Source organism: Acidobacteriota bacterium, assembly GCA_034211275.1.
In the GTDB taxonomy this organism is placed as follows: Bacteria; Acidobacteriota; Thermoanaerobaculia; order Multivoradales; family JAHZIX01; genus JAGQSE01.
Genome location: JAXHTF010000119.1, coordinates 1 through 21,218 on the forward strand (window position 1 = coordinate 1; position 21,218 = coordinate 21,218).

Genomic DNA, 21,218 nt, shown 5'->3' on the forward strand with positions numbered 1-21,218 from the left:
CAGCCGTCGGATCCCAGAGCGGAAACCTGCACCTGGCCCCAGGCCTTGGTCACGCCGATGAGGTTCTCCCAGGTGTCGGTGTCATAACCCGTCGGGGCGCCGCGCCGCACTACCGGCCTCGAGTTCAGGCCGGAGCTGGGCACGACCACCATGTCCATTAGCGGCTCGAACTTGGCGCTGCCGGTGGAGGATCCTAGACCAAGGGTCTCGAAGGTGCGGCCGTCGGAGGTGGTCCACAGGATGTTGACCAGGCAGTCACCAGCGGCAACCTGCGGGGACACATAGTCGGTGTACTCCTGCTGAGCCTGGGCGAGGATTGCGGGATCAGGAATGGAGGCGGCATCGATGCGGTAGACGTTGAAAGCCTCCGGCGGGTAGGAGACGAACGCTGCTTTGCCAACGATTTTGGCCGTGGCCGCGTCGGGAGCACTCACATAGCTGTCCAGCACCACCGAAGCGCTGTCGAAGAGGCCGTAGGTATAAGGGCTGGCGACGAACTCATCGACCAGCTGGGTGAAGGTTTCCTCACAGGTCAGAACCGGCTGGACGTCGACATCGGTGTTCTCCATCAACGGAGGACTGGCCTCTGCAGACATTTGCGCCGCCGCCGGCATCGAAAACAGGATCAAAGCCGCTACGAGCAGAAAAGAGTGAAGCGTCCGGTGAGACAGAGTGAGCCAAGCATGGGATTTCATCACATGAGTCTCCAAGTAAATTGTGAGTGGTGTGCGCCCGACCGGATCGGGGACGATCGCTGGGATGTCCCATCTTTCGGCAGGCTCGAAGTAGCGCCATCACGCCACCATTACCATTATGTTAGCCACTCATGCGCAGATATTCAACTCTTGGCCACTTAGTGAGCCAGTCGACGTCAGGTCTGTCAAGCACAAAGACCGGCGCAGGTGTTCGGGTTGAGCAGTCCGGCGGGCGTCGGTAGCGCCGGCACGCCCCCGACGCCCACCAACAGCCTCACCGCAGCCAGCATCGGCATCGACTACCGGCTCGGCATCCCCCTCGGCACCCGCATCGGCGCCATCCGCACCTCGAAGAGCTCCCCAGCCTGTTCTCGACTCGGGAGACGCCGCCGACAAAGGGCAGTCCCCGGCCCACCTTCAACCGGCAGCTCCAAGCCCGCGGCGTCCCCGCCACCCTCAGCGCAACCCGTCGACTACGGCAGGCCATACCGCCGCCTCCAATTCTTCGACGATGGCGCGGGAACGATCCGCGGTGACGGGATCGGCGAGGTCTACCAGCGGCATCTCCGCTCGCTCGGTCCACAAAAACGCCAGCCCCCGCCGCCCCGCCCGGCGAGCCAGGTGCTCCAGCTCCCGATGCAGATGCCGCCGCCTCGGCTTGCTCTGCCGCCGTAGCAGCCGCATCTCCCCCGGCAGGTGCGCTCGGCGTAGACCGAAGGTGAGGCGAAACCGATCGAGATAGCGCCCACACTCGACCCGCTCCCGCACCGCCTCCAGAGACCGGTCGACGGCGCCGAGGAACTCCTCCAGCTTGTGATGGGGCGCCCGCTCTACCACCAGATGGAAATGGTCCCCGCCGCCGGTCAGCCCCAAGAGGGCGACATCGTGGCTCGACAGCTCGGCCCGCAGCTCCCGTCGGAGCGACTCGATCTCCGAGGCCCCCAGACAGTTGCGCAGACCGTAGTTGATGATGACGAGATGGAAGAATTTCGGCGTTCGACGATGAAACATAGCGCCTCCTTGGCGGTAGTGCGCTGGTGCACCGGGTCTCGGCGCGACGCGCATTTACCCCCAAGGACGGCAAACGGTGCGGGGATCGCTCACCAAAAGCGAGCGGAGCTGCTAGGGATCAGGAGAGGCTTTCTTGCCGTCCGTCCCGCCGCCGAGATGCACGATGCGGTAGACGGCAGTGCGGTAGGCGGAGCGGTCGAAGGTGTCGCGGTAGCGCTCCCAGAAGCTGTCGGCAGCTTGCTTTTCTCCGGAGCTTGAGGCGCTGGCGGCCTGGTCGAAGGCGGTTTGGAGAGTCCCCAAATCTTCCAAGCTGGGAAGAATCCACCAGGTCAGGTGCGTCCAATCCTGCTCCGCCACCAGCTCTTGCTCGGAGAGACCGCAGTGGAGCACCACTCCGTCTAGGGCCAGGCGGTTGCAGAGGGGAAGGTGCAGGGCCTCGTAGAGTGGCCGAACGGCGTCCGCCCGGCCCTCCCTGGCACGGTGGAATCCCAGACGGATGTAGAGGGGAGCCTCCGCGGAGGCTGCCGGCGGGTGAGGGCCGACGACGAGGTGGCGCAGTACTCGATCTCGCCGCGAGTTGGGCACCAGGGTGTCTTCCAGCTCCGTCACCGCCTGCGGGCCGAAGGACGCCTGGAGCTCTTCCATCGCCTCGGTCACCCGATCCGCCTCGGCCCAATCCGGCATGCTGAACCACACCATGTAGGTCCAACGGTCCTCCACCAGATTGAACGGGCGGGCGATTCCCCAGGAAAGGAGCGTGCCCTCTTGCACCAGACGGTCCAGCGCCGGCCCGGTGCGACCCACCATGAGCTCCAAGAAGCGATCCCGAAAGCCCGGGCGCACGGTGTAGTAGCGATTCCACACCATGGGCAGGGCATCGGCCTCGGCGGTCACCGCCGGAGGTTCCGCGGCGGGAGACTCTCCGGGCTCGTCAGCCCATCCCGGCGCCGGGGCGGCCAGGCAGCCGGTGATCAGGAGCATCCAGATGAAGAGGCGGAACAGCGTATGCATAACGTCTCACCCGCTCCGGCGTTGAAGCGGGAGCGTAGAAGCCACTCATCACCAAGGTGAGAGCCGGCTGGAGCTGCTGGAGGCGCTTCGGCACGCTGCCTTTGAGCAGCGAATCGACGGCGCCAACGAGGAATCGATTGTGCTCCGCCAAGGTATCACAGCCGCCCTCGTCGCCCCGGCCGGCACGCGCCCTCCCAAGATGAGTGACGACGCGGTAAATTCCGCCACCGGATGGGATCTTTTTCTCAAGATCAGCGTAGTAAAGAGTAGACGGCGCCGGAGCGAGGGAGTGGCTGCTGACGACCCACCCTCCCCTCATCTCTCCAACCCCCAGGGGCACCGACGGAATCGACAGACGAGGCTTGGCCGAGGAGCAAACATGATCGAGGGCGGGAAGTGGCGGAAGCGGATCGTGTCGGGGCTGGCGCTGGGGCTCATACTGGGACTTGCAGTGGGATTGGGGCTGGCCACCGGCAACACCGCCATGGCCCAAGAAGCGCCGGGGATGGCGGTGGGGCGAATCCTCGAGGACATCGCCTCCGAGGCCGACCCCAGCCAGACGTACTCCGTCTATCTGCCCTCCGCCTACACCGCCGAGCGCACCTGGCCGCTGCTCCTGGTGCTCGACGCCCGCGGCCGCGGCCGCCTCGGCGCCGAGCTCTTCCTGCCCGGGGCCGAAGCCCACGGCTATGTGGTGCTGAGCTCCGATCTTTCCCGCAGTGACGACGAGGTGGAGCCCAATCTGCGGGCGGTGGCGGCGATGCTCCAGGATGCCCGCCGGCATCTGGCAGTGGACCCCGACCGCCTGTACATCGCCGGCTTTTCCGGCACCGCCCGCTTCGCCTACGCCTTGGGAGTGCTAAAGGACCGGGGGATTCAGGGCATCGGCCGGGTCACCGGCGTGATCAGCGCCAGCGGCGGGCTGCCCCAGGGCAGCAAGGCCGCCAGCGAGATCCAATGGCGCCAACCGGACTTCCCCCTCTATGGCACCGCCGGCCAGTGGGATTTCAACCTCAACGAGATGGTCGCCCAGGACGAGGCCGCCGCAGCGGCCGGAGTCCCCCATCGCCTGGCCACCTTCGAAGGCGCCCACAGCTGGCCACCCCAGGCGCTGGCCGCCGAAGCTTTGGAGTGGATGCGGCTGCAGGCCATGCGCTCCGGCCTGGAGGCTCCGGACGAGGAGTGGATGGAGGCTCTGTGGGCGAAGCGCCGAGCCCAGGCACGCATCGCCGAAGAGCTCGGAGACCCGGTGCTCGCCCTCGACCGCTACCGCGATCTGCTACTGGACTTCCCGGACCACCCGGAAGCCGCCGAGGTGCGGCAGCGCGAGCAAGCGCTGGAGAAGCTGCCCGAAATCCGCCGCCGCCGGGAGATCGCCGCGGAGTATAGAAGGAAGGAAGACGCCTACCGAGACGACGTGGCCGCCGCCACTCGCACTCTTCGCACCTCCCCCAACCCGCCGGTGGAGCGGCTGCTCCACGACCTGCGGGTGGAGGAGCTCCGGCGCCTCGCCGAGGAGGCCGAGCATCCGGAAGAACGGGCCGGCGCCCGTCGCCTGCTGGAGGTCCTCGCCGGCCAGGTGGCCTTCTATCTGCCTCGTGAGTTTTTCGCCCAGGACCTTAACGCCGCCGCCGCCGCGTCCCTGGAAATCGCCCTGGCTATCCGCCCGGACAGCGCCGAGCTTTGGTACAACCTCGCCTGCGCCCGCGCCCGGCAAGGGCGAGTCGAGAAGGCTCTGGAGGCTCTCCAACGAGCCTACGACAAGGGCTTCCGGAATCTGGAGCACGTGGAGGACGACCCGGATCTGGAGAATCTTCGGGATGATCCGGACTTCGAACGCGTCCTGGCCCGATTGCGCAGCCTGAAGCCGCGCCCGGGCACCTCTCTGGCGCCGCTCTAATCCAATACCTTTTGTTCGGGCTGGCTCTTATCGGGGTTGGCAGGAGGGACAGAAGAAGAGCCCTCGGCTGGCCAGCTCTTGGCGCTCGATGATGGTGCCGCAGCCGTAGCAGGGCTTGCCCTTGCGGCCGTAGACCGCGAAGCGATAGTGCCGGCGGCTCACCCCTTGTTCCTTGAGTCGGGCCACCCGCTCGGGATCGTTGGTCAGCCCGTGGGTCTCGTAGGAGCGCCGAGGAAGCCGCAGCAGGCTCTCGGCGAGACGCGCCAGCTCTTCTTCCGAAAGATCCGCAGGGCGCTTGCGCGGGTGGATGCCGGCGTCGAAGAGCACTTCCGAGCGCAGGTAGTTGCCCATGCCGGCGAAGAATCCCTGATCGAGCAACAAGCCCGCCAGCTGGCGCCGGCGGAAGGTCTTGGAGCGGGCGCGCTCCACCGCCTCCTCGACCCCGAGCTCGGCGCCCAGCAAATCCGGGCCGAGGCGGGCCAGGTAGGGTTGGAGGTGGAGGTCCTGCTCGTCCCAGACCTCGATGTCCGAAGCGCTGTAGAGCAAGGCCCAATGCTTCTCGGTATGAATCGCCAGGCGCAGCTGCCGCCGGGTCTTGGGCTGGTTGCCGGCCTTCACCACCCACCAATGGCCGTAGAGCTGGTTGTGGCTGTAGATCACCCGGCCGCCGGAGAAGCGGGTGAGGATCGCCTTGCCGCGGGCGCGCACCCCCAGCACGTCTCGGCCCCGCAGATCCACCTCGTGGCGCTTCAGCGGCTCGAGACCAAAGAACACCTCTTCCGCGGTTCGGCCTTCGAGGGCACGGGCCAGCTTGTCGGCGCTGCGGTGGATTTCCGGTCCTTCGGGCATGCCCTCCGAGGGTAACCGAAACCTCCCCCAACCCAGCACTTCGTGCACCGCCGGAATCGAGGAGCGCAACTTCCGCCGACCTCGGCCGTAGAACATTGCATCGCGCCCACGAGGCGTAGCGATCAAATTCCGGGCCTAAAAATTCGTATTCGCCGCGGCTACCGGACACCCTCCGGATGGGAGCGGTCTACCCCGAGGCATCGGGCAAGAAAGGAAACCCACCATGCAACGAACCAAGATTCTGGCGTTGAGCACCTGCCTGTTGGTCTGCGGGCTCCTCGCCGCCGCCGACGTCGCCGCTCAGGGCGTCACCGTTCCCCGCGCCAGCCAGCGCGCCGAGCTGACCCAGACCGTCGGCATGACCGACATCCACGTCGTCTACCATCGACCCCAGGTCAACGACCGCGAGATCTGGGGAACTTTGGTGCCCTACGACCAGCCGTGGCGCGCCGGCGCCAACGAGAACACCGTCGTCTCTTTCAGCCACGACGTGCAGGTGGAAGGCAAGGATCTGGCGGCGGGCACCTATGGCCTGCACGTCATCCCCACGGAAGACGAGTGGACGGTGATCTTCTCCACCAACTCCAGTTCCTGGGGCAGCTTCTTCTACGACCCTGCAGAAGACGCCCTGCGTGTGCAGGTGAAGCCGGAGAAGAACTCCCACACCGAGCTGTTGACCTACGACGTGCTGGCCTCGGCTCCGGACGCCGCCACCCTGGTCCTCGATTGGGAGAAGGTCCGCATGCCGGTCGAGATCGCCGTCGACACCCCGGGCATCACCATGGCCAGCCTCAGCGATCAGCTGCGAGGCCCCGCCGGCTTTACCTGGATGGGCTGGCAGCAGGCCGCTAACTATGCGATCCAAAACGATCAGGATCTGGAGCAGGCCGCCCAGTGGCTCGACACCTCGATCCAGACCCAGGAGAACTTCGTCAACCTGCGCACCCGCTCCCAGCTGCTGGAGAAGACCGGCGACGAGGCCGGTGCCCAGGAAGCCATGAAGCAGGCCGTCGCCCTCGCCACGCCGCTCCAGCTGCACAACTACGGCCGTCAGCTCATCGCCCAGGGGGATGTCGACCGGGCGGTGGAGATCTTCGAGCTCAACGCCCAGCGCAATCCCGAGGTGTGGTTCGTGGACATCGGCCTCGCCCGCGGCTACTCCGCGGCGGGCAAACTGGACAAGGCCGCCGAGCACATGGCCGCTGGCGCCAAGAAGGCCCCGGAAGCCCAGCGCGCCGCCTACGAAGGCATGGCGGAACAGCTGCGCAACGGCACCTCCATCTAGGCATCCAATTCTGAGCGCCGTATCGGCGTTCGACCCGACTCATTCCCGGTCGCCGGAAGGGACGGTGGCCGGGGGTGAAACCACCGGCGGGTGGTCCACGGTTCTCCAACGTGGGCTTCCCGCCGGTTCTTTTTTGATGATCCGCCGCTACCAGCGAAGGGTCGGAGCGTAGCTGGAATCCGCTCAGGCCTCGGCACTGCTGGCTAGAGCAGGCTGAACAGCTGCTACCGGTAGAATGCACCCGTCTGGGGTCACCAGGCCGGGGATAGAAGTTAAGAGGTGAATCAGTCGAGCTTCGCGAGGAGGCAAGCATGGATCGGGAAACAGCGTGGGGAATCGTCGTCGAGCATGTGAAGGACCCGAGCCTGCGGCGCCACATGGTGGCCGTCGAGGCGGCCATGGGCTGGTACGCCCGGCACCTGGACCAGGATCCCGGCCCTTGGGAGCTCGCCGGGCTGCTCCATGACTTCGATTGGGAGATCCACCCCACCTCCGAGCAGCACCCCACCGAGGGCGCACCGATCCTGCGCGATCGAGGGGTGGACGAGGAAGTGGTGCAGGCGATCCTCTCCCACAACCCCGAGGGCAGCGGCATTCACCCTCGCACGCCGATGGAATTCGCCCTCATGGCCTGCGACGAGATCACCGGCTTGATCATCGCCGCTGCCCTGGTGCGGCCGCACAAAGATCTGCGGCAGCTCAAGGTCAAATCCATCAAGCGCAACTGGAAGGATCGCCACTTCACCGCCGCGGTGGATCGGGACGAGGTGGCGGCGGCGGTGGAAGCCTTCAGCCGCGAATGCTTCGACGGCAAGCTCGGCCTGTGGGACCACGCCGGCCACGTCCTCACCGCCATGCAGGAGCGCGCCGGGGAGCTGGGACTGGACGGCAGCCTGGCTTCCTGAAGACTCTCTGGAGCAAAAAAGCCCCAAATAGCGGAAGGCCCCAGCTCCCTTGCGGGAGACCGGGGCCTTCGGGGTCTGTCTCGGTGGCGTGGGGTAACCCCTCATCGGAGGGGACCCCCTACGAAAGCGCCACGGGACGCTTGGGAGGTTCCCTAGAGGGACGCCACCTCCACAGTACCGTTAGCATTCACCACTGGATCACCTCCTTCCTGAGCGTCCCCATCATGTGGCGGGCCCCAACCCGCCCGACCCCGTAGGCCGCTCAAACCCTTCAGGATCGTCGCACCCGCGCTCCGGAGAGAAGGGGTCGCGAAGCTTCTTGACAGACATAGTGCTCCACCGCCGGCGCCCTGTCAAGCGTGCGTCGAGAACCCAGCCCAACGCGGGTCGAGAACGGCGGCGCCTTCGGTGAAGCTCGCTCAGGCCTCGCTGCCCAGCACTGCATCCAGCGCCAGGGTCTCGCCGTGGCGCAAGGCCCGAAACTCTTCCGCGGGGCGGCCGGCGGCTTCGAGAGCGGCGGCGAGGCGCCGGGGGGGCTCGCCCATGGGCTCGTCGGTGAGCAGGAAGGTGCCCCAATGCATGGCCACCGAGAGCCGGCTCTCCACCTCGCAGTGAATCTGCACCGCCTCCTCTGGGTTGACGTGCATGGGGCGCATGAACCAGCGCGGATCGTAAGCGCCGATGGGAATGAGGGACAGATCCATGGGCCCGGCCCGGCGGCGGATCTCGCGGAAATCCGGCGAGTAACCGCTGTCGCCGACGAAATACACCCGCCGGCCGGCATGCTCCAGCACCCAGCCGGCCCACAGAGTGCGGTTGCGGTCGAAGGGCGTGCGAGCGCTGAAATGCTGCGCCGGCACCGCCTGGAAGGTCACCCCGCGGTACTCGGCGCTCTGCCACCAATCGAGCTCCGCCCGGGGTTGCTCCAACCCCCAACCGGAGAGCACCTCCCCCAGCCCGAGGGGCGCGAAGATCGCCGGCGGCCGCTCTTGATGCTCCCACAGACGCTCCAGGGAGGGGCGATCGAGGTGGTCATAGTGGCTGTGGGAAAGCACCACTCCATCGATGGAGGGGAGATCCTCTAAAGCCAGCCCCGGCGGCGTGGTCCGCGGCGGGCCGGCCCAGGCCAACGGCGAAGCGCGCCGGCTGAACTGCGGATCGGTGAGCAGGTTGAGGCCGCCGAATTGCAGCAGGAAGGTGGCGTGGCCGATCCAGGTGAGGCTCGGGGAGCTGCGGTTGGCGGCGAGAGCCGCCGGATCGTTGGCGGCGAGGGGAAAGGCCTGGGCCTTGGGAAACCTAAACCGGCGCTCCCAGGCCCAGCGCCAGAGGCCGCCGAAACCGTGATCATCGTGGGGATAGCGATTGCGGAAATGGTCGCCGACGCGATGATCGCGGGGACCGGAGGAGGACTCGGCCATGGCTGGATGATATCCGCAACTCTCGGCGGCGCTTCAATCGCCCTTCGAAGGGTAAGGCGAGGGCGTTTCTTCGAGCCAGCGCTCGACCTTGCGATTCCATTTGCGCTGCATCATCCAGACGGTGCCGTGGTAGGTCTTCTCGTCGTAGGTGCGCTGCAGCTGATCGAGCTCGCGGTGAGCTCGGATCGTGGTCTCCCGCAGCTTCTTATGCAGCGCCGCCTTGGCCTTCTGCTGCGAAGAGCCTTCCGCCTCGAGGACCATGAGCTTGGGATGAAGCTGCCGTGCCGTGACCTCGGCAATGTCGAAATGCACCTGCTCGTGCTTCAATGCGTCCGGCTTGCGCGCCTCCGGCTTGCGCGAGGAGTGCAGCTTGTTCATGGCGGCGAAGAGGCAAATCTCCCGCACTGTGGCCACCCAACGCCCGGGCTCCACCTCTTCCGCCTCCATGCCGATGCCCTCCAGATTCACCGCCGTGGTGATCTGCGCCAGCGCCGGCCCGAGGCGAGCCGGTTCCCCGCCCCGGAAATCATCCCAGGTGATCTGGCGCCACGGGGTCAGAACATCGTCCTCCCGCGGTGGGCAGACCGCCGAGGCGCTGAGGGATGGCAGAGCGCAGAGCAACGCCAGCACGAAGACCCCCAACCCCCGGCCGGCGAGCCGCATCCAGGAGATCCTCATTCCGGCCAGGCCCGATGGCCCCAGGAGCCGGAGAAGACCCATTCCTCCAGAGGCTTGCGGCTGCGCGGCTTGCTATCCCGCTGGCGCAGCGCTTCATCCGCCCCGTCTCCCTCGGCGGCGTAGCCGATGGCAATGGCGGTGAAGGCATCGTGGCCCTCGGGAATGTCGTAGACCTCCCGAGCGTGGTCGGGCTGGATGCCGATCATCTGATGCACGTGCAGCCCCAAGGCGGTGGCCTGAGCACTGAGATTGGCAGCGGCGAGGCCGATGTCGTGCTCGGCAGCCTTGTTGGGCCGATCATCGCGGGTGAAATTACGCCGCACGACGGTGAGGATCAACGCGCTGACGTTTTGGGCCCACTTTTGGTTCGCCTCAGCCAGACAGCCGAGCATCTTGTGGAATTCCTCTTCGTCCTGGCGCCGCGCCAGCAGGAAGGACCAAGGCTGCTCGTTGTAGCTCGACGGCGCCCAGCGGGCAGCCTCGAGGCAACGGCGGAGATCTTCCTCCGGCACCGCCTTGGGCTCGAAAGCGTAAGGGCTCCAGCGGTGAGCGAGGAGGTCGTGGATGGGGTAGTCGGGGTCGGCGTGCTTGGGATGTTCTTGACTCATTGCCCTCGATTATACGAGGAGCCCCGCGGGCCGAGACCTTTGTTCAACCCCTTCCACGGTTGAGCATTTCTCCGGATATCTATACTATTAGCTATACGAGTATCGTCCAATGAGATTCATTCCTTCCAGGAGCCGGCACCACTGGCCTATGGTCTCCTCCAACCAGCCCGGTTCTTCCGACCAACCCGGCCCTGCCGCCCGTCGCTTGCAGCGCGGTCGGAAGGTCCTTGGATCAGCCTTCTGCGGCCTGCTCCTCCTCGCCTCCGGAGCCTGCTCCCACAGCTTCAACGCCGCAGCGCCGGGCTTTTCCGGCCTGTACTCCGGCAGCTCCGCTGGCAGCGGTCCCGTCGAGCTCGACCTGACCAATGACGATCTCTTCGCCTGGGGCACCGGAAGCGCCGACGGGCAAGCGTTTGCTCTGGCGGTGTTGGGACCCTGGGCCGGCCCTGCGGTAGTCGTCTTCGAGGGCGCGAGCCCCGGTGGTGGCCATCTGGAGCCCTCTCCCGCCGGACTGAACCTCCAGCTTCCGGGAGCCCCCGAGGCCCTCGAGCTGGAGCGCACCGGCGACGCCGCCGGAGGCTCTCGCGGCACCTACAGCGGCCTCTGGCGCGGCAGCGGTTTGGAGCTGCGGCTGCACCAACGGGGCAACCTGGTGGCCGGCCAAGGACGGCTGGAAGGGCAGCCGGCGGCGGTGGCCTGCGCTCCTACCGGCAGCGATTTGCGCTGCGGCGCCCTGCTACCGGATTCGAGCCTGCTGCGGCTGACGGTGGAGCGGCGCTCCGACCGCGAGCTGCGGGTCCGTGGCCTCGGCGGCTCGTTGGATCTGCGAAGGAGCGGCCGGTGACCCCCTCGCCGCGTCTTCACCCGATCCTGCGCACCGCCCGGCGCCTGCTCTGGGCCGCCCTCTTCGTCGCCCTGACCAATACCGGCTGCGGGCTAATCCTGGACTTCGACCCGGCGGACCAGAGGCCGCTTCCCGCAGCGTTCAACGCCGGCTGCTTCGAGGACTTCGATCTCGCCCCGGGAGTGATCTTCTTCGATCCCCTTCCGGAGCCGCTGTCGATGGTCGCCGGCCGGGGCCGAGGCCTTTTCGCCGACCCCAATAGCCGCTGGACCTTCGTCGAGTTGAGCCGCTCCGATGCCGGTATCGGCCTCGAGGTGACCCTCCCCGGCGGCGGCACCGACGAGATCATGGCCATTGCTGACGGCAGCGCTCTCCGGCTCACCGGTCTGCCGGAGCCCACGACATCCCTCACCGTACAGCCCTGTTTGGACACCGTAGGCCTCTACGACGGCGGCGCCCAGACCTTCTCGTTGTGGAACGCGCACCTGGACGACCCGCCGGACCCGGGCTCTCCCTTCCCCTTCACGCCGGTGTCGGCGGATCCCGCCAATCCGCCCCAGCCCATCGCTGGAGATTGGGACGGTGACGGCACCGACGAGATCGGCCTGTGGGATCCGGTGAGCCGCGCCTTCTTCCTCGGGACTGACTCTCTGGGAACGGGCGCCCGCCGCATCACCTTCCCCGCCGGCTCCCTACCGCCGGCCCCGCCGGTGGTGACTCCCGACTTCCTGCTGCCGCTGGCGGGAGATTGGAACAACACCGGCACCGACTCGGTGGGTCTACTGGCCACCGAAACCGGCGACTTCATCCTGCTGGACACTCTCGACGGCAGCTCCGTCAACACCTTCCGCCTTGGCGACGGCCGCGCCATGAGCGCCGGCGACCGCCGCCCCCTGGCCGGCGACTGGGACGGCGACGGCGACGACACGGTGGGCATCTACAACACTCGGGTGGGCCGCATTCGGTTGATCAACGAGAATCGCGCCGGCATGACCGAGATCTCCTGCGTCGATGCCGCGCTGGCGACGGGCCTGCAGCCGGTGGCCGGCGCCTGGGGCAACATCGGCCGTGAGCGGGTTCTGGTCTACAACCCCGACATCGCCAGCGGCGCACCGTCGCCCCGGGAATTCCTCCTGGTGGAAGTGACGGACCCGGACTGCACCCGCCTCAGCCGCTTCGCTCTAGGCCCCGACTCGACGCCGGCCAATCCGCTGCTGACGGTGGCGGGGAATTGGGATGGGCGGTAGAGCATGAGCGAGTCGACGATGCGCACTCCTGCCCCGGACCACCCCCTGAACGATCCGGTTCCTAGCTGCTCCCTCTCGGATCTCCGGCGGCCGGGCCGCCTCCTGCTCGTTGCAGCCCTGCTGGTACTCGCCGCCGGCTTCTGGTCCACCGACGCCCGGGCGGCCCAGGACGAGCGCTTCTTCGGCGAATACTGCGGCGACCACCAGGTGCGAGTCACCACCACCGTGCGCTTCCTGGGCATCCGCATCGCCCGGCGCACCGACACCTTCAACTTCGAGGTCCAGGCCCGCCTCAACCACGTCGAGGACCGCACCCGCCGCGGACTGATGGAAGGTCGCGGGCTGGTGACCGGGGAAGGCCGGCGCATCTCCTTCGCGGTCTCCGGCCACATCACCGCCGAGGGCGTCGCCGAGGGGACCCTCAGCGCCCCGGAGCTGGGACCGGTAGACGGCCGCGCCTACCTCGACGCCACCGGCGATCGATTGGTGGTGCTGGGCGGCGGTCAGCGAGTGGTGCTGCGCAAGAGCGCCTGCCCCAACCGAGCTCCCACCGCGCGCATCCTGGCGCCCGCCCCCGGGGACATCCCGTGGGGCGGCACGGTGGACTTCCGCGGCACCGCCAGCGATCCGGAAGACCCGGCCATGGCTCCCCAGCGCATGGTGTGGGCCTCCAGCCGCGATGGCTTCCTGGGCCGAGGCCTGACCCTGCGCCGCGGCTATCTGAGCCACGGTGAGCACATCATCACCTTCACCGCCACCGACAGCGGCGGCCGCGCCGCTACCGACACGGTGACCGTGCGCATCGCCAACAACGCCCCCAACCCTCCCCGCATCCTGCGGCCGGGGTCGGGTGCGCGCCTGGTGGCCGGGATTCCCACGGTGCTCCGGGGCAGCGCCACAGACCGCGAATCCGGCCCGCTGCGGGACGAGCAGCTGGTGTGGACCTCGGATCGGGACGGCCCTCTGGGCACCGGCGAGGCCGCCAGCACCGCCCTGAGCGCCGGTAGCCACCGCATCACCCTCACCGCCACCGACGACGGCGGCGACAGCTCCAACGCCTCGGTGCGAGTGGAAGTCCTGGAGCGCGGCACCGGCAACGCGCCCCCCTCGGTGCGCATCGTGACCCCAACGGATTACATCGGCATCGCAGACTTCGACTGCCTTATCCTCACCGCCCGCGGTGAGGACCTGGAAGACGGCCCCCTCACCGGCGCCGCCCTCACCTGGACCGACAGCTACGTCGACGCCACCGGTGCCACCATCACCCGCACCCTCCCCGAGACCGGCGAAGCCGTCGAGCTCTGCACCCCCGCCACCACCGGCCGCGACACCGTCCACACCCTCACCGTCACCCCCACCGACTCCGACGGCCTCGCCGGAGAGCCGGACTTCATTCGGGTGTATGTGATTCCTGGGGGGTTGATTTAGACGGAACGTAGACCCCTCGGGGCCGAAGTCGTCAGCTAGCCTCGGCTTCTTGGAGACTACGAACCCAAGCTGCTCCGGCAGCGCGTGCAGCACGAGCTAAACGACGATCAGCGGTCCAAAGCTCGAATTCGAGGCTTTCCGCCAGCGCCACGTAGGCCGCGTCGTAGGCCACAGCCTGGTCGAGTCGGTCGGCCCAAACCAACGTCTCCTCCTCTAGTGCCGGACTGGGGCGGACTTCTTGAATGCCAAGCCCAGCGAAGGCTTTGATTGCTTCGACCGCCTCTTTCTGAAGCAAAATCTTGTGTCGCACGAACTTGCGCAGAGCCGAAAGCGCCTCGTACCGCCATAAGGTGGGTGCGTAGAGTCGTAGATCTTGATCTAGCCACTCGGCCAGCTTGGCGCGGGCGGCTTCCGAGTAATCGAGCTCCAGCACCTGCGCAACTAGTATGTTGGCGTCTACAACAATGCTCATCGTTTCAGGCCAGGCCTCAGTACCGCATCCTGCTGGAGCTCCCGCTCTGCCCTCGCCGCAGCTACGGGTTCCTCAGAGATGCGCCCCTCCCGCTGAGCCACTCGCCGCCGAATCTGAGTCAGCGTCTCGAGGGCCTCCAGTCTTGCCTGCTTTCTCTCCCGAAGCTGATCGAGGCCTACGTTCACAAAATCTCGTACCAGCTCCGAAATAGAGCACTGTTGCCGATCAGCCAGGTCAGCCAGGCTCTCGTATTGATCCTGCTCCAGGAAGAGTTGGGTGCGGTGCTTTGCCATGGTTACCTCCGGTACGCTGCCGGACATGGTACATCTAAACAGATGTACCTATCAAGAAGAGACACTAGCAGCCCGCGGTTCTTGACACCGGAATTTCTCCCAGGGAGACTGGGTGCATAAATAGTAAGCAATTGCCTGAGGAGTTCTCATGACCACCCGCCGCCTAACCATCTCGCTCCCTGAAACCCTCTTCGATGAGGTCGAGCGCCTCTCTCAACGAGAGCACCGTACCCTCTCGGAATTAGCCCGAGAGGCCTTGCGCCGCTACACAGAAGAAGCGCAGCCGACTGAAGAGGCGGTGCAACCGTGGGAGCGGGAGCTGGTCGCCCAGCGCCTGGCGGCCCATCGGCGGAACCCTCAGGCGGTATTCGACGCCGATGAGGTACATGCGGAGCTGGCTGAGGAGATCCGCCGAATACGGCAGGAAAAATGAAGGTCATCTATACCGCCGAGGCCAAACAAGATGTGCGTGACATCGTCAGCTATTACGAGCGGGAGCAAGTGGGTCTCGGAGATCAATTCCTAGGGGCACTCACCGGAACCATCGAGCTGTTGCGGGAGTTTCCGCTAAGCTCTCGTAAGATTGGTCAAGGCGTCCGCCGCGCGGTCTTCCCCAAACCCTTCCTCTACAACCTCTACTACTCACCGAACCGGGCGCAGAACACTCTGCTGATCCTGGCGGTAGCTCACCAGCGGCGTCATCCAGACGCCTGGAAGAGATAGCACTTCCGGCCACAAACTAGTCCTCATCTCCCTCAGAACTCCTGAGTCCTAACACCCGCTCCTGTGGGCGCTCCCGTTCGGCACCAACGGCAGCCACCGCATCCCCTTCACGGAAGAGCGCTGATGTGCTCGGGCACAGCGATCGATGCCCAGACCCTCCGAATCAAGAAACGTTGAGGGGTCTCAAGAGGAACCGGGAAAGAATTTCTAATTTCTCTATTTTCTGAGGGTATAATTATCCGTCTACTATCCGTTGGGCATCGCAGGATGCCTTCCCTTGAACGGCGCGCTCCTCCCTCGGAGCGCCGCGCCTTGATTTCCATCCTCGGAGAAAAACCGATGACCGCTCCAAGCCACTACTCCACCTCCCGCGTGCTTCCGAATCCCACCCCACCGCTGCGCCTCGCCGCGCTGACTCTGCTCGCCCTCGGTCTTCTGTTCGCCGGGCTGCAACCGGCGGCGGCGCAGTCCAACGGCGTCATGATGCAGTACTTCCACTGGTATCTCGACACCAACGACGACCTATGGGATCAGGTCGCCACCGAAGCGCCCAACCTCGCCAACGCCGGCATCACCGCCCTCTGGCTGCCGCCGGCGGGCAAGGCGGTGAGCGTCGACGACGTGGGCTACGGCCCCTACGACCTCTACGACCTGGGAGAGTTCAACCAGAAGGGCACGGTGCGTACCAAATACGGCACCAAGGCTGAGTATCTGGCGGCCATCAGCGCCGCCCAGGGCCAGGGCATGGAGGTTTATGCCGACGTGGTGTTCAACCACAAGGGGGGCGCCGACGCCACGGAGAATGTGCTGGCGGTGCGGGTCGATCCCAACAACCGCAACAACGAGTACGGCAGCGACGTTTCCATCGACGCCTGGACCCGCTTCGACTTCCCCGGCCGAGGCAATACTTACTCGGCCTTCAAGTGGCGCTGGTACCACTTCGACGGCACCGACTGGGCGCAGAATCTCCAGGAGAGCAACACCATCTACAAATTCCGCGGCACCGGCAAGGCCTGGGATTGGGAGGTGGATTGGGAGTTCGGCAACTATGACTATCTGCTCTACGCCGACCTCGACCTGAACCACCCGGACGTGGTGACGGAGCTCAAGGATTGGGGTGAGTGGGTGGTCGCCGAGACCGGCGTCGACGGCTTCCGCATGGACGCCATCAAGCACATGGACTTCGATTTCTTCGCCGACTGGCTCGGCCACGTGCGCACCGCCACCGGTGAGCCGCTCTTCACCGTCGGCGAGTATTGGAGCTACGAGGTCGCCCGGCTGAACAATTTCATCACCAAGACCTCCGGCACCTTGTCGCTCTTCGACGCGCCGCTGCACATCAACTTCTTCAACGCCTCCAATTCCGGCGGCGGCTTCGACATGCGCACCATCATGGACAACACCCTGATGCAGCAACAGCCGGCGCTGGCGGTGACCCTGGTGGAAAACCACGACACCCAGCCGCTGCAGGCGCTCCAAAGCCCGGTGCAGGACTGGTTCAAGCCCCTGGCCTATGCCTTCATTCTGCTGCGGGAAGAGGGCTATCCCTGCGTTTTCTACGCTGACTATTACGGCGCCAGCTACACCGACAACGGCAACACGGTGAACATGACCTCCCACAAGGCGATCCTCGACAAGCTGCTGGCGGCCCGCCGGGACCACGCCTACGGCACCCAAATCGACTATTTGGACCACCCGGACATCATCGGCTGGACCCGCCTGGGGGACGCCCAGCATCCGGAAGCCATGGCGGTGATCCTCACCGACGGCCCCGGCGGCAGCAAGTGGATGGACACGGGCAAGGCCAACGCCGACTTCACCGACCTCACCGGCCACTACAGCGGCACGGTGACTACCAACGGCTCCGGCTGGGGCAATTTCCCGGTCCATGGCGGCTCGGTGTCGGTGTGGGTGGAAACCACGGGCACCGGCGGCTCGGTGTCGGCGGACTTCACCTGCTATAACGGCACCACCTTCTGGGGTCAGAATGTCTACGCCGTCGGCAGCATCCCGGAGCTCGGCAGCTGGAACACCACCAACGCCGTCCCTCTCTCCCCCACCGCCTACCCGACCTGGACCGGAACGGTGAACAACCTCCCGGCGAGCACCTACGTCGAGTGGAAATGCATCAAAAAGTACAACGGCCAGGTGGTCTGGCAAAGCGGAGCCAACAACTCCTTCACCACCCCGGCCTCGGGGACGACTAGTACCAGCGGGTCGTTCTAGGCGCTCTTGATACGGGGGTGAGGGCTCTCAGAGAGCTCTCATCCCCGTCTTTCCTTATCCAGGCACAACTTATTCGGGTCTATAGAGATGGTGATCGAGCCTTCCAGAGGCATGGGCATCTCCACACTCGACAGGATCGGAGCCCAAGCCGAAGATTGGATCTCGGTCTCGAACAGGGCTGAGAATCACTCGATCCCCTTCACGTCGAGCTTCCACCTCATCGACATCGACCAAGAAGGTCTTGGGAACGATCACGCCTCGGTTCGTAACCCGAATCCGCAATGGTTCATCCACAGTCGCCCTTCCCTTCAACTTAGCCCTCCAGGCTGACAAGAGATTTTAGCGCCCCCGATCCACCAGGCTATACAGCGCCGGAATCAGCAGCAGGGTCAGCGCCGTGGAGGCCAGGAGACCGCCGATGACGGTGAGGGCCATGGGGCTGCGGAGCTCGCTACCCTCGCCGAAGCCGAGAGCCATGGGCAGCAGGCCCAGCACCGTGGTGGCGGTGGTCATGAGGATGGGGCGCAGGCGTACCTGGCCGGCGCGGCGCAGGGCGTCGAGCTTGGGGAGACCGTCCTCCCGGCGCAGCTGGTTGGTGTAGTCGATGAGGATGATGGCGTTGTTGACCACGATGCCCGCCAGCAGGATGCCGCCGATGAGCACCACGATGGACACCGTGACATCGAAGAGCCAGAGGGTGATCAACACCCCCACCAGCGAGAACGGCACGCTGAACAGGATCACGAAGGGGTGGACCAGCGATTCGAATTGCGACGCCATCACCAGATAGACCATGAAGATGGCCAGCAGGATGGCCAGGCGCAGGCTGTCGAAGGAGGTCTCCATCTCCTGGCGCTGACCGCCGATGCGCCAGGAAAAGCCCGGCGGCATGTCCATGGCCTCCAAAGCCTCGGCGATATTCTCGGACACCGCCGCCAGGTCCCGGCCCACCAGATTGGCGGTGATCAGCGCCGCCCGCTCGCCCTCCACCCGGCGAATCTCCGCCGGCCCCTCCACCTCCTCCACCGACGCTACGGCGGAGAGGGGCAGCGCCGTCTTGCCCTGCTGAAAGACCGTCAGGGAGAGCAGATCCTGAACACTGTCGCGGTATTCCTCGCCGGCCCGCAGGCGGATGTCCACCGCCCGGTCCTCGCGCTGGATATCCGTCGCCACCGAGCCCTGAAGCTTGGCCCGCACCGCCGTGGCGGCGTCCGCCAGGCTCACCCCGAGGGTCGCCAAGCGGTCGCGGTCGAAGCGGATCTGCAGCTCCGGATTGCCGCCCTCGGTGGAAGACTCGATGTCCGTCAGCCCCGGGATGGTCTCCATGCGCGCCATCAAGCCGTCCGCCAGCCGCTCCAGCAGCGCCAGGTTGAAGCCACGGATCTCCACCTCCACGGGGGTGCGGAAGCTGAAGTAGGAAGGGCGGCCGAAGCGGTATTCGAGCTCCGATTGGCGATCCAGCACCTGGCGCAGCTGGGCCATGATGGCCTCTTCCTTCTCCCGCGACACCGGCGGTGCCACGGTGAGGGTGAGCTGGCCGATGTTTTCCCGCAGCTCACCGGCGACGCCTCCCTGCTCGTTGGAGGTGCCGGCCACGGCATAAACCGACGCCACGCCGGGGATCTCCCGGGCTGCGTCCTCGAGGGACGCCAGACGGCGCTGGGTGAGCTCCAGGTGAGTGCCCGGCGGCAGCTGGAGGTCGGCGAAGAACTCCCCCTGCACCAGCTCCGGCACCAGCTCCCGCCCCAGCCCCGGTGCCAGGGTGAGGCTCCCGGCCAGCAGCGCCAGGCCCGCCAGCAGCGTCACCAGAGGGCGCGCCAACACCTTGTCCAGCACCGCCCCGTAGAAATCCGCCAGCGCCTGGTAAAGACGGGCGAAGAGAGCCAGGGGCACGGCCGTCATGGCGGCCCAAAGCTTGGCCAGCAGCTTTACAAGGGCCGCCGGCCCGCGCAGCAGCGCCACGGTGGCGGAAAAGCCGGCCTCGGAGAGGCGCCGGCGGCGGCTCGGAGACGGTTCCTCGTCCTCGGGGTCTTCCTCCTCGGCGTCTTCCTCCTTGGGCCGCCAGCGGCGGGAGGCGAGCATGGGCAGCACCGTCAGCGCCACCAGCAGCGAGACCACCAGCGAGTAGGTGACGGTCAGAGCCTGGTCGCCGAAGAGCTGGCCGGCGACGCCCTCGACGAAGACGATGGGCACGAAAACACAGATGGTGGTGAGGGTGCTGGCCACCACCGCCTTGGCCACCTCGCCGCCGCCCTGCTGCGCCGCCGCCACGTCGTCCAAGCCGCGGTCTCGCCGTCGCTGGATGGCCTCCAGAACGACGATGGAGTTGTCCACCAACAGGCCGATGCCGAGGGTCAAGCCCCCCAGGCTCATGATGTTCAGCGACACCCCGGAGACGTACATGAGGAAGAAGGTGGCCACCACCGAGATCGGGATGGCGACGCCGATGATCACGGTGGTCTTGAGGCTGCGCAGGAAGAGGTAGAGCACCAGCACCGCCAGCAGGCCGCCGTAGAGCGCGGTGTTGAGTACCTCGGAAACGCTCTGACGGATGTAGCGGCCCTGGTCGGTGATCACCGTCAGCTGCAGGCCGGGAGTGGCTTTTTGGAGTTGTTCCTGAAGCTCCGCGAGGCTCTCCTGAACGCGGTCGGAAACGGTAACGGTGTTGGTGCCGCCCTCCTTGTAGACCGCCACCTCGACGCTCTCCCGGCCTTCGATGCGGGTGATCACCTCGCGGTCCTTGTGGCCGCGCTCCACCCGCGCCACGTCCTCCAGTCGCACCGTGGCGCCCTGGGAGCTGTCCACCACGATGGACAGCAGATCCTCCGGTCGCAGGAATTCGTTCACCGTGCGCACCAGGTACTCGGTCTGCCCCTCCTGTAGCCGGCCACCGGTGAGGTTGACGTTCTCCTGCGCCAGCCGAGCGAGCACTTGGTCCGCGGTGATGCCCAGGTTGTCCAGCCGCTGTTCGTCCAGCTGCACCTGGATCTCTTCCTCCAAGCCGCCGCTGACCACCGCCGCGGCAACCCCCTCGATGCGCTCCAGCGCCCGCTGCACCTGCTCCTCCGCCAGCAGCCGCAGGCGCACCAAGTCGTCCTCGCCGCCGTACAGGCCGAGCCGCAGGATGGGATCCAGGGACGGGTCGAAGCGCAGCAACACCGGACGCTCGGCGTCGGCGGGGAGCTGCAGGACGTCGAGGCGCTCGCGCACGTCGAGGGCGGCGAGATCCATGTCGGTGCCCCAGGCGAATTCGAGGATCACCTCGCTGGTGTCGGTGCGCGAGCTGGAGGAAACCCGCACCACGTTGTTGACCACCCCCACGGCGTTCTCCACCGGCCGGGTGACCAGGCTCTCCACCTCCAGCGGCGCGGCGCCGTCGTAGGTGGTGCGCACGGTGATGGAGGGGTAGGTGATGTCCGGCAGCAGGTCGGTGGCCAGCTGCTGGAAGGCCACCACGCCGAAGACCACCGCCGCCAGAGCGAAGATGAAGACGCTCACCGGCCGGCGGGTGGAGAAGTCCACCAACCTCATGGCGCGTCTCCCAAGGGCCTAGCCGGATGGTGGGCTGGCGCCCACCCTACAGAAGAGGACGCCGAGAGCAAGAGTAGGGTGGGCGCCAGCCCAC

The 21,218-nt window shown here is 66.3% G+C and carries 19 protein-coding genes and 1 pseudogene; 10 read left to right on the forward strand and 10 right to left on the reverse strand.

The annotated features are described in order from the left end of the window. From SX243_16940 to SX243_16950, 3 genes are all read right to left on the reverse strand, one after another. On the reverse strand, positions 1-596 hold a 596-nt coding region (locus SX243_16940), incomplete at its 3' end, for a hypothetical protein (GenBank protein MDY7094660.1). Positions 597-1,151: 555 nt separating this feature from the next. Continuing rightward, positions 1,152-1,706, reverse strand: coding sequence for a hypothetical protein (locus SX243_16945; GenBank protein ID MDY7094661.1), 555 nt, complete (start codon positions 1,704-1,706; stop codon positions 1,152-1,154). A gap of 111 nt (positions 1,707-1,817) precedes the next feature. Beyond that, positions 1,818-2,717: a hypothetical protein gene (locus tag SX243_16950; protein ID MDY7094662.1), complete on the reverse strand. Its 900-nt coding sequence runs from the start codon at positions 2,715-2,717 to the stop codon at positions 1,818-1,820. A 379-nt stretch (positions 2,718-3,096) separates the two neighbouring features. On the opposite strand from SX243_16950, the gene SX243_16955 reads away from it, so the two are divergent. Continuing rightward, positions 3,097-4,617, forward strand: a complete 1,521-nt coding sequence (locus tag SX243_16955; protein ID MDY7094663.1) for a hypothetical protein — start codon at positions 3,097-3,099, stop codon at positions 4,615-4,617. Positions 4,618-4,644: 27 nt separating this feature from the next. Here the strand turns inward: SX243_16955 and nei are convergent, their stop codons facing one another. After that, positions 4,645-5,466, reverse strand: coding sequence for an endonuclease VIII (gene nei / locus SX243_16960; protein MDY7094664.1), 822 nt, complete (start codon positions 5,464-5,466; stop codon positions 4,645-4,647). A 223-nt stretch (positions 5,467-5,689) separates the two neighbouring features. Between nei and SX243_16965 the strand changes: the two genes are divergently transcribed. Next, complete coding sequence (locus tag SX243_16965) at positions 5,690-6,751, forward strand: DUF2911 domain-containing protein (protein MDY7094665.1); 1,062 nt, start codon at positions 5,690-5,692, stop codon at positions 6,749-6,751. A gap of 311 nt (positions 6,752-7,062) precedes the next feature. Next, the gene (locus SX243_16970; GenBank protein MDY7094666.1) at positions 7,063-7,656 is read left to right on the forward strand and encodes an HDIG domain-containing protein; all 594 of its coding nucleotides are present in this window, start codon (positions 7,063-7,065) and stop codon (positions 7,654-7,656) included. 419 nt (positions 7,657-8,075) lie between these two features. On the opposite strand, the gene SX243_16975 is transcribed toward SX243_16970, so the two are convergent. From SX243_16975 to SX243_16985, 3 genes are read right to left on the reverse strand one after another with little or no spacing between them, the layout of a single operon-like run. Further along, a complete protein-coding gene (locus SX243_16975) occupies positions 8,076-9,074 on the reverse strand; it encodes an MBL fold metallo-hydrolase (protein ID MDY7094667.1) in 999 nt (332 codons plus the stop codon). A 33-nt stretch (positions 9,075-9,107) separates the two neighbouring features. Beyond that, positions 9,108-9,737 carry a DUF922 domain-containing protein gene (locus SX243_16980; GenBank protein ID MDY7094668.1) on the reverse strand — a complete coding sequence of 210 codons (630 nt, stop codon included), beginning with the start codon at positions 9,735-9,737 and terminating at the stop codon, positions 9,108-9,110. Between the two features lie 11 nt (positions 9,738-9,748). Continuing rightward, the gene (locus tag SX243_16985) at positions 9,749-10,360 is read right to left on the reverse strand and encodes a nitroreductase family protein (GenBank protein ID MDY7094669.1); all 612 of its coding nucleotides are present in this window, start codon (positions 10,358-10,360) and stop codon (positions 9,749-9,751) included. Between the two features lie 109 nt (positions 10,361-10,469). Between SX243_16985 and SX243_16990 the strand changes: the two genes are divergently transcribed. The 3 genes from SX243_16990 to SX243_17000 are packed head-to-tail and all read left to right on the forward strand — an operon-like array spanning position 10,470 to position 13,879. Beyond that, on the forward strand, positions 10,470-11,204 hold the full coding sequence (locus SX243_16990) for a hypothetical protein (protein ID MDY7094670.1): 735 nt from the start codon (positions 10,470-10,472) through the stop codon (positions 11,202-11,204). Next, positions 11,201-12,451 (forward strand): hypothetical protein, encoded by a 1,251-nt coding sequence (locus tag SX243_16995; protein ID MDY7094671.1) that lies wholly within the window; start codon positions 11,201-11,203, stop codon positions 12,449-12,451. The genes SX243_16990 and SX243_16995 overlap by 4 nt, the downstream gene beginning before the upstream one ends. 3 nt (positions 12,452-12,454) lie before the next feature. Next, positions 12,455-13,879 (forward strand): hypothetical protein, encoded by a 1,425-nt coding sequence (locus SX243_17000; GenBank protein ID MDY7094672.1) that lies wholly within the window; start codon positions 12,455-12,457, stop codon positions 13,877-13,879. A gap of 31 nt (positions 13,880-13,910) precedes the next feature. Here the strand turns inward: SX243_17000 and SX243_17005 are convergent, their stop codons facing one another. After that, positions 13,911-14,351, reverse strand: coding sequence for a type II toxin-antitoxin system VapC family toxin (locus tag SX243_17005; GenBank protein ID MDY7094673.1), 441 nt, complete (start codon positions 14,349-14,351; stop codon positions 13,911-13,913). Further along, positions 14,348-14,644, reverse strand: a complete 297-nt coding sequence (locus SX243_17010) for a hypothetical protein (GenBank protein MDY7094674.1) — start codon at positions 14,642-14,644, stop codon at positions 14,348-14,350. The genes SX243_17005 and SX243_17010 overlap by 4 nt, the downstream gene beginning before the upstream one ends. A 148-nt stretch (positions 14,645-14,792) precedes the next feature. Between SX243_17010 and SX243_17015 the strand changes: the two genes are divergently transcribed. The 4 genes and pseudogenes from SX243_17015 (at position 14,793) to SX243_17030 (ending at position 17,593) form a co-directional block, all read left to right on the forward strand. Next, entirely contained in the window at positions 14,793-15,077 is a 285-nt protein-coding gene (locus tag SX243_17015; GenBank protein MDY7094675.1) for a ribbon-helix-helix protein, CopG family, read from the forward strand. Further along, on the forward strand, positions 15,074-15,367 hold the full coding sequence (locus tag SX243_17020) for a type II toxin-antitoxin system RelE/ParE family toxin (GenBank protein MDY7094676.1): 294 nt from the start codon (positions 15,074-15,076) through the stop codon (positions 15,365-15,367). Before SX243_17015 ends, SX243_17020 begins: the two co-directional genes overlap by 4 nt. Before the next feature lie 411 nt (positions 15,368-15,778). Next, positions 15,779-17,281, forward strand: a pseudogene (locus SX243_17025) (alpha-amylase). A gap of 24 nt (positions 17,282-17,305) precedes the next feature. Next, on the forward strand, positions 17,306-17,593 hold the full coding sequence (locus SX243_17030) for a carbohydrate-binding module family 20 domain-containing protein (GenBank protein MDY7094677.1): 288 nt from the start codon (positions 17,306-17,308) through the stop codon (positions 17,591-17,593). 339 nt (positions 17,594-17,932) lie between these two features. On the opposite strand, the gene SX243_17035 is transcribed toward SX243_17030, so the two are convergent. Next, the gene (locus SX243_17035) at positions 17,933-21,124 is read right to left on the reverse strand and encodes an efflux RND transporter permease subunit (GenBank protein MDY7094678.1); all 3,192 of its coding nucleotides are present in this window, start codon (positions 21,122-21,124) and stop codon (positions 17,933-17,935) included. Positions 21,125-21,218: the final 94 nt, after the last annotated feature.

What these genes read in the sequence shown, in the direction of transcription:
- SX243_16945 (MDY7094661.1), bottom strand. Translation starts at nt 1,706, where the DNA reads ATGTTTCATCGTCGAACGCCGAAATTCTTCCATCTCGTCATCATCAAC.
- SX243_16950 (MDY7094662.1), bottom strand. Translation starts at nt 2,717, where the DNA reads ATGCATACGCTGTTCCGCCTCTTCATCTGGATGCTCCTGATCACCGGC.
- SX243_16955 (MDY7094663.1), top strand. Translation starts at nt 3,097, where the DNA reads ATGATCGAGGGCGGGAAGTGGCGGAAGCGGATCGTGTCGGGGCTGGCG.
- nei (MDY7094664.1), bottom strand. Translation starts at nt 5,466, where the DNA reads ATGCCCGAAGGACCGGAAATCCACCGCAGCGCCGACAAGCTGGCCCGT.
- SX243_16965 (MDY7094665.1), top strand. Translation starts at nt 5,690, where the DNA reads ATGCAACGAACCAAGATTCTGGCGTTGAGCACCTGCCTGTTGGTCTGC.
- SX243_16970 (MDY7094666.1), top strand. Translation starts at nt 7,063, where the DNA reads ATGGATCGGGAAACAGCGTGGGGAATCGTCGTCGAGCATGTGAAGGAC.
- SX243_16975 (MDY7094667.1), bottom strand. Translation starts at nt 9,074, where the DNA reads ATGGCCGAGTCCTCCTCCGGTCCCCGCGATCATCGCGTCGGCGACCAT.
- SX243_16980 (MDY7094668.1), bottom strand. Translation starts at nt 9,737, where the DNA reads ATGCGGCTCGCCGGCCGGGGGTTGGGGGTCTTCGTGCTGGCGTTGCTC.
- SX243_16985 (MDY7094669.1), bottom strand. Translation starts at nt 10,360, where the DNA reads ATGAGTCAAGAACATCCCAAGCACGCCGACCCCGACTACCCCATCCAC.
- SX243_16990 (MDY7094670.1), top strand. Translation starts at nt 10,470, where the DNA reads ATGAGATTCATTCCTTCCAGGAGCCGGCACCACTGGCCTATGGTCTCC.
- SX243_17000 (MDY7094672.1), top strand. Translation starts at nt 12,455, where the DNA reads ATGAGCGAGTCGACGATGCGCACTCCTGCCCCGGACCACCCCCTGAAC.
- SX243_17005 (MDY7094673.1), bottom strand. Translation starts at nt 14,351, where the DNA reads ATGAGCATTGTTGTAGACGCCAACATACTAGTTGCGCAGGTGCTGGAG.
- SX243_17010 (MDY7094674.1), bottom strand. Translation starts at nt 14,644, where the DNA reads ATGGCAAAGCACCGCACCCAACTCTTCCTGGAGCAGGATCAATACGAG.
- SX243_17015 (MDY7094675.1), top strand. Translation starts at nt 14,793, where the DNA reads ATGACCACCCGCCGCCTAACCATCTCGCTCCCTGAAACCCTCTTCGAT.
- SX243_17020 (MDY7094676.1), top strand. Translation starts at nt 15,074, where the DNA reads ATGAAGGTCATCTATACCGCCGAGGCCAAACAAGATGTGCGTGACATC.
- SX243_17035 (MDY7094678.1), bottom strand. Translation starts at nt 21,124, where the DNA reads ATGAGGTTGGTGGACTTCTCCACCCGCCGGCCGGTGAGCGTCTTCATC.